This window comes from Acinetobacter sp. CIP 101966, from assembly GCF_000369725.1.
GTDB classification, from domain to species: domain Bacteria; phylum Pseudomonadota; class Gammaproteobacteria; order Pseudomonadales; family Moraxellaceae; genus Acinetobacter; species Acinetobacter lwoffii_Q.
In genome coordinates this window covers 1229311-1241118 of record NZ_KB850160.1, presented here as the reverse complement: position 1 = coordinate 1241118, position 11808 = coordinate 1229311, and the positions used below count along the sequence as shown (strand labels likewise).

Here is an 11808-nt window from a genome sequence, read left to right as displayed (position 1 = left end):
CAAATTCAGCACTCAATTCAGCAAGTGTTTTTTCTGCTTTAATCGCAGCAAGTGCTACCTTAGCTTTAAAGTCATTTGAATGATTTCTTCTTGGTCTACGTGTCATAAAATACTCCATATATTGATGTTTATAACATCATTTGGGGAGCAAAATATCACTTATAGGTGTTGTTCAAATTTCCTGATCCACCTCTAATCAATGACATTATCTTGTGACACAACCTGTGTCATTATGGAATAAAAACGACACAACGTATGTCATTATGAGAAGTTTATGTACGATAGATTTTTTGGAAGATACTAAAATTATTAAGATTACATGTTCACGATATGGAAAATGTATTAATAACCGCTTAGATACCTATCTGCTCTAGAGTTTAGATGAAATACATAATACTTTGGCGAATAGCTTAATAATTAAGTGTGTAATGTGATAAAGCATTAAAAAAACCCAATCGGCTATGATTGGGCTTTAATATAACTATAAAATTTATTTGTGTTTTACAAAAAGATCTCTAGGGTTAACTGTCCCAATTAAAGTTCGAAATTGATCATTGTCTATAATTTTCTGTGTAAATTCATTAAGAGAATTATGTAGCTGAAACCGAGCCCAAGGATTTAAAAATAAATTACTTTCTAAGCGCTCAAGTGAATAACAATCCACATTTTCAAAGAACCATATACCACTAACCCTAGTATTAGTAGGCTTTCCGTTATATAGCCATAAGCCATCTCCAGAAAAAACTATTTCTGAGATATTAGTTTCTTGAGGCTTTGTTGCACAAAGCTGTTCTTAAGGACTCCTTCGGCAATATAATTTCCAAATGAAGAAGCCTACATACAAAATCTACCGCACAACCAATTGGCCCGCATATAACCGAGCTCTCATTAATCGTGGGAATATTGCCATTTGGTTCGATCCAAAAACACAATGGTATGCAGAACCTCAAGGCAAACAAGGTCGAAGTCAAACCTACTCCGACATAGCGATTCAATGCTGTTTGATGATCAAATCTCTATTTAGACTCACTTTACGCATGGTCACTGGCTTTGTTCAGAGCCTCATTAAACTTTGTAGATTAGATTGGACAGCGCCAGATTATTCGACTATTTGTAGAAGACAAAAGCATATTGATATTGCGATAAGCTATCAGAAAAGTCGTGATGGTCTCCACCTACTCGTCGACTCTACTGGCTTGAAGTTTTTAGGTGAAGGTGAATGGAAACGTAAGAAACATCAGCCTGAATATCGTCGCCAATGGCGTAAACTTCACATTGGTATAGATGCTGAAACGCTGCAAATACGGGCCGTTCAGCTCACGACAAACAATGTCAGTGATTCACAAGTACTCGAAGATTTACTTGATCAAATTCCACTTGATGAGCAGATTGATTCTGTCTATACAGATGGTGCTTATGACACGAAACACTGCAGAAAAGTCATTTCAGATCGACAGGCACATGCGGTGATTCCGCCAAGAAAAAATGCGAAGCCCTGGAAAGACAAAAAGCTGAGATCTTTAGAAAGAAATGAATTGTTGAAAACGTTTAAATGCCTAGGAAGAGCAATTTGGAAAAAGTGGTCTGGGTATCATCGCCGAAGCTTGGTAGAAACCAAGATGCATTGCATCAAATTATTGGGAGATAAACTCAGTGCACGGAGTTTTCAAAGCCAGGTGAATGAGATTCATGCACGTGTGGCAGTATTAAATAAATTTATGGAATTAGGCCGAGCTCATACCCAAGTTGTCACTTAAATTTAAACAACTTAGGAAAGCTCTATCTTTAAAATCTTTATGCAACAAAGCCCCATCAACCATTAAATCCGTATACCCCATTTTTTGACATATTAGATTTTTGATGTGGGGAAATATTACATTTGAGACTATTTAAAAATTTTATACATCTATAAAAACTATTGATGGCTACAAGCTGATCATTTTATTTAATGAGAATTATTATTATCTTTTTGTATCTTTACTGAGCAATATTCCTTGTTAAACAAAATAAATTCAATGATTTAGTGTTGTTTTTCTAGGTTCTTTTATGGAATTGAAATAGTAAATGATAATAATTATCATTAGTTCTATCTTAACTACAAACTCCCTTGTACTTAAGATGTGTTTCAGGCCTAAAACATTTCGAAAAACAAATTAACTCTTTTGAAAGAGGATATCGGCAGATGCATTCACTTGCTAATCGGTTGGCGTTACAACATTTCGTCAATGCATATACGCAAGAAACTGGCAAAGGTCACTTGCTTCATAAAAGTCAGCAATCTCTTCAACTACAGACGTTTAGCCAAGGTTTGACGCTGTTATCAATACCGATTACCTCTATTCAAGCACGTTGCTTTTTCCCTTTATCTTATGTGAGCTGTGTGGGGCGACATCGCTTAGCAGATCTTCCGCAAATTATTATCGATGAAAAAATTAAGGTATTTAGTCCTGTAGCAATTGTTGGGTTGTTGCTAGAAGAACTTGTTCAAGAAGCCGCTGTTCGTCTAGATGCTGCTTCATTAGTTGAAAAATGGATTCAAAGTCGAGATGCGCTACAACAGTTTTTACAAAATCGTGAATATGAATTTGATGATTTAGTAAAAGCAGGGCAAAGCTTTATTGAAACAGAGCAAGCTTTGATTTTAGGGCATAGTATGCATCCCGCGCCAAAAAGTAGGACAGGCTTTGTTCATGAAGATTGGTTAAACTTTTCTCCTGAAAATAAAGGTAAGACTCAACTTCATTATTGGCTAGTGCACCAAGATTATATTGCAGAAGGTAGTGCGACTGATGAACCTATTTCAGCGCAATTAAAAACTGCGTTACAGTGGTATTTATCTGAAAGTGATCTCAATTTATTAAAGACACATGCGGAATATAAGTTACTTCCTTTACATCCATGGCAAGCGCGTTATTTACAGGGCAAAGCTTGGTTTGAACGATTAAAGCAAACAGGGCAACTGATTGATTTGGGCTTGCGTGGTTGGCAATTCTCTCCAACCACTTCCATACGCACATTAGCGAGCTTCAATGCACCTTGGATGATGAAGCCGTCACTTTCAGTGATGATTACCAATTCTATTCGAGTGAATTTGGCCAAAGAATGTCATCGTGGTGAATTGACACATCGTCTGTGGCATAGTGAGTTTGGGCAAAATATTCTTAAACAGTGTCCAAGTCTAAAAGCAGTCAATGATCCAGCTTGGATCGCTTTAAAAATCGATGATGAAGTGATCAATGAAAGTATTTGTATTTTCCGAGATCAACCATTCCATCCACAACAACAAGTCACTTGTATCGCATCTTTGTGCCAAGATCATCCGATCAAGCCTTTAAATCGTTTTAATGCCTTATTTGCAAAAATTGCGAAAGCCCATCCTGATGCTGAAGTTTCAGAGATTGCTTCAGATTGGTTTAATCGGTTCCTCGAAGTCAGTTTGCAGCCTTTGATGTATCTATACCATCGTTATGGTATGGCATTTGAGTCACATCAACAAAATGTATTATTAGAACTCGAAAACCATTTTCCTAAAACTTTATGGTTACGTGATAACCAAGGTTTTTATTATATTGAAGAATTTGCCACTGAAATTCTGCAAGCACTTCCTGAACTGAAAGAAAAAGCCTTTGCGGTAGGTCCGAAAGCTTTTGTTGATGAACGTTTTAGTTATTATTTCTTTGGCAATACTTTGTTCGGGATTATTAATGCCATCGGTGCAACAGGCTATATCACTGAAGATGAATTGTTAGCGCATCTAACTGGATTTTTAGAAGAGCAATTACAGCAATATCCTGAGAGTACCTTAATACAAGGACTACTGTTCAATTCAACGCTGCCTTATAAAGGCAACTTGCTGACACGTTTGCATGAATTAGACGAGTTGATCGCACCTGTAGAAAATCAATCTGTTTACGTGCAACTGCCAAATCCACTGCGTATTTCACAGAAGGATGTCAGTTATGCTTGATTTTATTGGAATTGGTCTAGGACCTTTTAATTTAAGTCTTGCTAGTTTGCTACAAAACAAAAGCTCACTCGATTACGTATTTTTTGAGCAAAAGGCGCAATTTGATTGGCATGCAGGTATGCAACTACCTAATACGGTATTACAAGTGCCATTTATGGCAGATTTAGTCTCGATGGTTGATCCAACCAGTCCATTTAGTTTTTTGAATTATCTGCGTCATCAGCAACGTTTGTATAAGTTTTACTTTTTAGAGCAGCCACATATTCCACGTTGTGAATACAACCACTATTGCCAATGGGTTGCAGAACAACTTGATTGTATCGAATACCAGTCGCAGGTTCTAAAGATTGAACCTCAAACGATAGGTTTTAAAGTAGTCGTTGAATCAAACGGTGTTCAGCAAAGTTATTTATGCCGTCATTTAGTGATTGGAAGTGGTAATGTGCCATATTTGCCTGAATGTTTGGCAAAGATTCAGAAAGTCCGTCCACAACAATGTCTGCATTCAGCACAGTATATGACGCATGCCGATACAGATTTACATGGCGATGTGGTCGTACTTGGTTCTGGACAATCTGCAGCTGAAGTGTTTATCGACTTATTTGATGAACAGCAAGATACTGTTAATCATCAGTTTGATTTGCATTGGTTTACTCGTTCTCAAGGTTTCTTCCCGATGGAGTATGCGCCATTAGGTTTGGAACATTTTAGTCCAGATTATGCACAGCATTTTTATGATTTGACTGCGCAGCAAAAGGAACAGCAGTTAAAGCAACAAGCCTTGTTATACAAGGGAATTAGTGCAAAAACCATTCGGGAAATTTATCAAAGACTTTATCACCGCAGTATTGCAGGTCAAAGCTTACAGACACATTTACATAGTCAATGTGATTTGAAAGATGCAGAAGCATTGGATACACAAAAAATCCGACTGCATTTCCAGCATCGTGCTACAGCTCAGTCTTTTCATCTCGACTGTGATTTTCTTGTAGCCGCGACGGGTTATTTCACGCCTGATTTTGGTTTTATGCAGTTGCTCAAGCCATACATCGAGTTTGATCATAAACAGCGTTGGCAGATTACAGACGACTATCGTGTTGTACATCGGCTGAATGGTCATATTTTTGTTCAAAATCAGGAAATGCATAGTCATGGTGTCGGCACACCTGATTTAGGTCTTGGTGCTTATCGTGCAGCAAAGATCATTAATCAATTGCTTGCTGAGCCTCTTTATGAATTAGGCAATCAAGCGCAGACATTCCAACACTTTAATCTCTCTCAAAATCCAAAAATTTGTATGGCAGATGACAAAGCACAATCAAACGAGTGCCTTTGCGAAAATTCTCCCAATAAAAACCATTCAATTTTCAAGAAAACAGAACAGAACGTGATGACGGCGCATCCTAATCGTCGTGGTGCAAACACACGTACACAAACTGCTTCTGTACATTCAACATATGAGAAACTGATATGAACTTTGCAACTTTAAAAATTAATCAGCAGCAATGGCGTGCCGCAGGACAACGTCTTATTGAAATGGCGATTGCAGAGTTTCTATACGAAGAAATTATTGAAGTTAAAGCATTGTCAGCAGGGCGTTATCGTTTAGATTTAGGCAATCGTCAGTATGAGTTTCAAGGAAATCAATATCTACTCGGACACTGGAATATTCAGGAAGCTTCGGTACGTGATGTGACTCATAGTCAGGAAAATGATCAACCTGCTTGGAACTTACATGAGTTTATTGTCGCAATGTCTGACAGTTCTAATGTTAAGCCATTTACCAAAGCGTATTTGATCAAAGAAATGAATAATACTTGGCTGGCAGAAGCACATTTGTTCAATGAAACACGTTTGCCAAGTATAGCGGTTTTGACAGAGCCACATTACAAAGTTGAAGGCATGCTACGTGGTCATCCTTGGCTCATCATGAGTAAAGGGCGTATGGGTTTTGGTTATGATGATTATTTAAGCGCTGCACCAGAGCTTTCACCTGAAGTTAAAGTGTTGTGGTTAGCCGTACATCGTGATTTAGCAGAGTATCGAAGTACTGAAGATTGGAGTGCCTGCGGTTTATATCAACATGAATTTGATGCCAATGAACTACAGCAGTTCATCAATATTCTCCAAGAAAAAAACCTAGATCCACAAAATTACTTTTTGATTCCCGTACATGCTTGGCAATGGCATCAATGGCTTGTTCCGACTTATGCCAATGAGATTGTGGATCAGAAAATTATTGAGTTAAATATCAGCCAAGATAGCTATGTGCCGATGCAATCAATCCGCACATTATGCAATACGTCAAACCTACAACGCCATTACATTAAGTTGCCTGTCAGTATTTTTAATACCGCTGTTTATCGTGGATTACCCTCAAAGCGTAATCTAGCAGCTCCAGCAGTGACCGCATGGTTAAAAAGAATTCATCAACAAGATCAAGACTTACAAAATACAGGTGTGATTTTCTTAGGTGAAGTTGCGACTTTAACTATCCATCAGCCGTGTTTTGACCGCATTGACGGTGCACCGTATCAATTTAAAGAGCTGTTCGGTTGTTTATGGCGTGAAAGTGTTGATCGTTATGTTGATCCATCTCATCAAGTGTTATCTCAAGCAGCATTGTTACACCGTGATATTTCAGGTCAATCGATCCTGAGCGTGTTGATCCAAGCATCAGGTTTAAGTCCTTTGGATTGGTTAGCACAATTTGCTCAAGTAAGCATGAGTCCATTATTACTTTGCTTATATCGTTATGGTTTAGCATTTTCACCACACGGTGAGAACACAATGTTGGTACATGAAAATGGTGTGCCGAAAGCAATGGTATTAAAAGACTTCATTGACGACATCAATTTAGTGGATGAGGATTTTCCTGAGTTAACTCAGTTACCATCTGAAGCAGATTTATTACTCCGTCACGAAGCGACCGATCTAAGCCATTTTATTTTCACAGGTCTGTTCATGGTGCATTACCGTTATATCTGTAATGTGTTCTTGCAAGACTATCCTGAATATTCTGAGCTTGATTTTTGGCAGACCATTTCCAACACGATTGTTGAGTTTAACCAAAAACATCCAGAACTGGCTGAACGTGCTGATAAATTCGCCATGCTGCGTCCAAGTTACACCAAAATTTGTCTAAACCGTGTACGTCTATTTACCACAAGTTATAACGATGAAGCAGAACGTCCTGTTCCTGTCTTCCTTGATCCTATTGCAAATCCAGTTAGCCCAGAAACATTGAAAACATGGGCAGAACAACCACGCCAAGCTAAAGCGGGCTAATTTTATTCGTCATTTTATAGGTTCGATATGAAAACTATCTCTCAGCAATTACCAGATTATTTTGAATACTTTGAAGATGGTACACAGTACTACTTACGCCAAGTGCAATATCCACAGGATATTCCTTTATTACATCAATGGATGCATGAGCCACATGTAATTCCTCAGTGGCAGTTAAATAAATCGGAACTAGAGTTACAAGTTTACTTCGACAAAATGTTAGCAGATGACCATCACCGTTTATTAATCGTTGGAATTGATGGCAAAGATGTGGGCTATACCGAAATTTATGAAGGTAAACGAGATCGTTTAGGCCGTTATTACGATGGTGATGACAATGATCTCGGTTGGCATCTCCTGTTTGGTGACAAATCTGTGTTTGGCAAAGGCTTCTTGCGACCAACCATTCGGTTACTCAGCTTTTACATTTTTGAACATTCGAAAGCTAAAAAAATTGTGGGTGAGCCAGATCATACCGTTAAACCATATGCAGCAGTAGTGGCAGAGCTTTGTTATGAAAGCCAACGTTTAATACCGATGCCTGAAAAAACAGCGATGTTGTACTACTGCTTCAGAGAAACTTTCTATAACAAGTTTGGGGATTATTACCAAACATCACAACAACAGCTAGCTAATCAGCCAGCCAAACTCCTGAGTGTTACATGAGCTTATATATCAATGAAATGCATATCTTAGACATGCGCTTTGCGGCGAATGTCTCTGTTGCAGAATTTGAACAATGGTTAGCACGGATTCAGCACTATTTCGAACATCAGCGAAATTTTGTGTTGATCATGCAAACCGATGCAAATACAGAATTTCCGGAGGAATATAGAGCAATCCAAGGCAAATGGTATAAGCAATATAAACAAGATTTTTACCAATATTGTTTGGGTTTTGCTCGTATTGCTCAAGATGAAGAAGATCGTATTCGATTGGATACACCAGCTCTGCACAAAGCTTGGCATGTTCCATATTTTGTGAGCGTAGATAAAGCTGAAGCCACACAATGGGCTTTGCAGAGGTATTTATGAATCAAAATTCATTAAATATTCAGAAAGTCTCAGCCTTGAGCCTGAGTGTCGTGGTGGTTTTATATCTCGCGCATGCCTTACCACTGTATTTTTATAATGTGGCCTTACCTGCGATTCTGCGTCATCAAGGCGTAGATTTACGTTGGATTGGCATGTTGTCGCTGCTCTATATTCCTTGGGCATTCAAGTTTTTTTGGGCACCACTAATTGATCGTTTTTATTTCAAAAAACTCGGTAAACGTAAAACTTGGCTTTTGTTTACGCAAATAGCTTTGGTGTTGGGGGTCGTTGCTTTGGCACTTACCCAATTCGATTACGGTCTTGGTGTATTTGTTATTGTCGGTTTATGGATTTCAACTTTTGCTGCAACTCAAGATATCGCAATTGATGGCTATACGGTCGAAACCTTTTCAGAATCTGAGTATCGACTAGGCAGTATGGCGCAAAGTATAGGTGTTGCGCTTGGCAGTATGGTTGGTGGAGCAGCAACTTTATGGCTGTATGAGCTTTATGGTTGGCAAACTGCACTGATTTCCTTAGCCGCTATGACAGCATTGACGATGTTGGCTATTTTCCAGATTAAAGAAAAATCAAATGTAGAGAAAATCTCAAAACAGCCGCCAAGTCTGATCCGTGCATTTAAACGTCCAGAAATGTTATGGGCATTAGCCTTGATCGTATGTTATCGAATTGTCGAAGCACCGGCTATGGCGATGCTGAATCCGATGCTGATTGATCAGAAATGGTCGTTGTCACAAATCGGCGTGCTGATGTCTGTAATAGGTGCAGGGATTGGATTATTAGCCGCTGTTTCAGCTGCATTTTTATTAAAAAAAATAGCCGCAACACAATTGCTGATCTGGGCTGGTTGGGCACGCAGTTTGGTTTACGCCTTGTTGGGTGTTGCAGTTTTACTCAGTTGGTTGAATCAATGGCATTTACTTCTTGGTGGCTTTGTCATTGTCATTCTTGCCATCCGCTATATCGCAATGACAGCCTTATATGCACATTTCATGCAGACCAGCTCCAAAGAACAAGCTGGTACTGATTTTACGATTTTAGTTTGCTTCGAACTATTGGTTTATTTTATTGGCGGTGCAGTCTCAGGTTTCTTAGCCAAAGCATTTGGTTATGGAAACTTCTATCTCATTCTCGCAGTTTCATCTGTTTTAAGCGTGTTGCTTAGTCAACTGCTTATTCGCAAAGCAAAACAAACGCAACAACTCATCTAGGGGTCATTTATGAAAGTTCGTTCACTTTCGACATCATTAACACTGCTCAGCTTGGCGATCAGTACGCAACTTTATGCTCAAAATGTCGAGCAGACTTCAACCGTAAATCAACTGGCACCGATTGTTATGACAGCAACTCGCTCAGCTCAAAGTATCGCTGAGATTGCGGGAACTGTTTACAGTATTAGCCAAGAAGACATTGCAAAACAAGCTGCTGCTGGTAAAAGTACCGCAGATATTTTAGGACTGTTGGTTCCATCTTTAACACCAAGTTCAGGTACGACCAGTAACTATGGGATGACCATGCGTGGTCGTACAGTGCAATATATGATTGATGGTGTTCCGCAAACGGGCTCACGCGATAGTTCACGCCAATTAAATAGCATTAGCCCAGACATGATCGAACGTGTTGAAGTCGTGTCAGGTGCAAGTAGTATTTATGGTGCAGGTGCTACAGGTGGGATCATCAATATCATCACCAAAAGAGGTTCGGGTGATGGTGTAAATTTTGAAACCAAACTCGGCGTTACTTCAGGTGATAATTTCAAAAGTGATGCTTTAGCTTATGAAGCGTTTCAGTCTGCATCATTTAACCAAGGGGATTGGAGTGGTTTTATAGGTGCTAGCTATACACAACGCGGTGAAATTCAAGATAGTCGAGGTGATCGTGTAGGTCCAGAAGTTGCACAAACAGATCGTCAAGATACTGAAACTGTAGATGTGAATGGTCGTTTAAGCTGGCAGTTGGCAGATAAGCAAAAATTAAGTATCGGTGCGCAATACTATAACGATGAGCAGGACAGTGAATATGGCGCTGATTATGGTCCAGGCTTATCTGTTTTACTTCTAGGGGCAAAACCTAGTCAAAAAGCTGTAAAAGGTTTAGAGCTTGATACTCAACCACGTACTAAGCGCAGTGCAGTAAATGCACAATATGAAAATCAGGATTTTCTTGGTCAGACTGTAAATGCAGAGGCGTATTATCGTACTGAAAAAGGGCGATTCTTCCCAAGTGCAAATGCTTTAGCACATGCATCCATTCCAGGTGGAAGAACATTTATTGTTACCCAATCAGAAACAGATATTGATGTTTTTGGTGCTCGTTTAGCACTTCAAAGTAAACTCAATCTGGCAGAACGTGCATTAAATCTAACTTATGGTGTGGATTACGATAAGGAAAATGGCAAACAAACAGCACAACTTTATGATCTAAATACTTTTATCAGTAGTAATGGTCTAAAGTTTAAGCCCCTAAATAATTATGCTTTTGGTCCTGAGGTAGATACTGAAAAGCTTGGTTTCTTCTTACAAAGTCAATTTGAAGCAACTGATCGCTTAAATCTACAAGCAGGTATTCGTCATGAGCGCATCGATAGTGATGTTAAAGACTCAGTTCCATATTCTGAAGCAATGGTTGCCGATTTCGTTCCAACATACCAAGCTAAAACCTTAAAAGGTGGTTCAGTTAAGCATGATGCAACACTCTTTAATGTAAGCGCACTTTATCATTTAACTGATGCACAACAGGTGTTTGCAAATTTCTCGCAAGGTGCAAATTTACCTGATGTACAACGTATGCTAAGAGATGTCCCTGCAAACTTTGTCGTAAGTAACCAAACAATTGATCCAATCAAAGTAAATAGTTTTGAGCTGGGCTGGCGTCTACAAGATGATGCGTTAAGCACAGGGATCACTGCGTTTTATAACAAATCTGATAAGTCATTGAAATTTGGTCCTCCAAGTTTTGCAATTGAAGTTATTGATACAGATGAACGCGTGTATGGTATTGAAGGTAATGTCAAATATACCGTTTCAGATGATTGGAATGTAGGTGGGACTTTAGCTTATACACGTGGTCAGTTCAAAAACTCAAATGGTAAATGGCAAGAGTTAGATGCAATTCGTGTAGCACCTTTGAAAGCAACGGTTTATTCAGACTGGCAATTCAATGATGGTTTAGGTTTACGAGTACAAGCTTTGGCTATTGATGGTACGGATGAAGCACGTAAAGATGCGATTGCGAATGGTAGTACTCGTCCTCCAGCAGAAATCAAAGGTTTTGCAGTGATGGATGTGATTGCCAATGCAAAAGCAGGTCCAGGAACTTTAGGTTTTGGTGTATATAACGTGTGGAATACGGACTATAAGTCTGTTTATAGCCAAGCAGTTTCAACGGTTTACGGCGATATTTCGAGCTTGGCTGCTCAAGGTCGTACCTATGGTTTGAGCTACACTCTCAAGTACTAATCTTATCCAGAAGGCATCTTTTAGATGCCTTTTCTTTTGA

Annotated in this window: 8 protein-coding genes; all 8 read left to right on the top strand. The window is 39.0% G+C overall.

Features of this window, described 5'->3' with window-relative positions; all coding sequences use genetic code 11:
- Window positions 1-824 precede the first annotated feature (824 nt).
- Entirely contained in the window at window positions 825-1757 is a 933-nt protein-coding gene (locus tag F891_RS12050) for an IS5 family transposase (protein ID WP_034439484.1), read from the top strand.
- A 425-nt stretch (window positions 1758-2182) separates the two neighbouring features.
- Window positions 2183-3967 carry an acinetoferrin biosynthesis protein AcbA gene (gene acbA, locus F891_RS12045; RefSeq protein WP_005263615.1) on the top strand — a complete coding sequence of 595 codons (1785 nt, stop codon included), beginning with the start codon at window positions 2183-2185 and terminating at the stop codon, window positions 3965-3967.
- Window positions 3960-5441 carry an acinetoferrin biosynthesis monooxygenase AcbB gene (acbB, locus tag F891_RS12040; protein ID WP_004814635.1) on the top strand — a complete coding sequence of 494 codons (1482 nt, stop codon included), beginning with the start codon at window positions 3960-3962 and terminating at the stop codon, window positions 5439-5441. Before acbA ends, acbB begins: the two co-directional genes overlap by 8 nt.
- The gene (gene acbC, locus F891_RS12035) at window positions 5438-7255 is read left to right on the top strand and encodes an acinetoferrin biosynthesis protein AcbC (protein WP_004281756.1); all 1818 of its coding nucleotides are present in this window, start codon (window positions 5438-5440) and stop codon (window positions 7253-7255) included. The genes acbB and acbC overlap by 4 nt, the downstream gene beginning before the upstream one ends.
- A gap of 27 nt (window positions 7256-7282) precedes the next feature.
- Window positions 7283-7921, top strand: a complete 639-nt coding sequence (gene acbD / locus F891_RS12030; protein ID WP_004814638.1) for an acinetoferrin biosynthesis acetyltransferase AcbD — start codon at window positions 7283-7285, stop codon at window positions 7919-7921.
- Complete coding sequence (gene actB, locus F891_RS12025) at window positions 7918-8289, top strand: protein ActB (protein ID WP_004281762.1); 372 nt, start codon at window positions 7918-7920, stop codon at window positions 8287-8289. The genes acbD and actB overlap by 4 nt, the downstream gene beginning before the upstream one ends.
- Window positions 8286-9521, top strand: coding sequence for an MFS transporter (locus F891_RS12020; RefSeq protein ID WP_004683789.1), 1236 nt, complete (start codon window positions 8286-8288; stop codon window positions 9519-9521). The genes actB and F891_RS12020 overlap by 4 nt, the downstream gene beginning before the upstream one ends.
- Before the next feature lie 9 nt (window positions 9522-9530).
- Window positions 9531-11768 (top strand): TonB-dependent receptor, encoded by a 2238-nt coding sequence (locus F891_RS12015; protein WP_005263611.1) that lies wholly within the window; start codon window positions 9531-9533, stop codon window positions 11766-11768.
- Window positions 11769-11808: the final 40 nt, after the last annotated feature.

Coding starts and splice junctions, on each gene's coding strand:
- acbA (WP_005263615.1), top strand. CDS start 2,183: ATGCATTCACTTGCTAATCGGTTGGCGTTACAACATTTCGTCAATGCA.
- F891_RS12020 (WP_004683789.1), top strand. CDS start 8,286: ATGAATCAAAATTCATTAAATATTCAGAAAGTCTCAGCCTTGAGCCTG.
- F891_RS12015 (WP_005263611.1), top strand. CDS start 9,531: ATGAAAGTTCGTTCACTTTCGACATCATTAACACTGCTCAGCTTGGCG.
- acbB (WP_004814635.1), top strand. CDS start 3,960: ATGCTTGATTTTATTGGAATTGGTCTAGGACCTTTTAATTTAAGTCTT.
- acbD (WP_004814638.1), top strand. CDS start 7,283: ATGAAAACTATCTCTCAGCAATTACCAGATTATTTTGAATACTTTGAA.
- F891_RS12050 (WP_034439484.1), top strand. CDS start 825: ATGAAGAAGCCTACATACAAAATCTACCGCACAACCAATTGGCCCGCA.
- actB (WP_004281762.1), top strand. CDS start 7,918: ATGAGCTTATATATCAATGAAATGCATATCTTAGACATGCGCTTTGCG.
- acbC (WP_004281756.1), top strand. CDS start 5,438: ATGAACTTTGCAACTTTAAAAATTAATCAGCAGCAATGGCGTGCCGCA.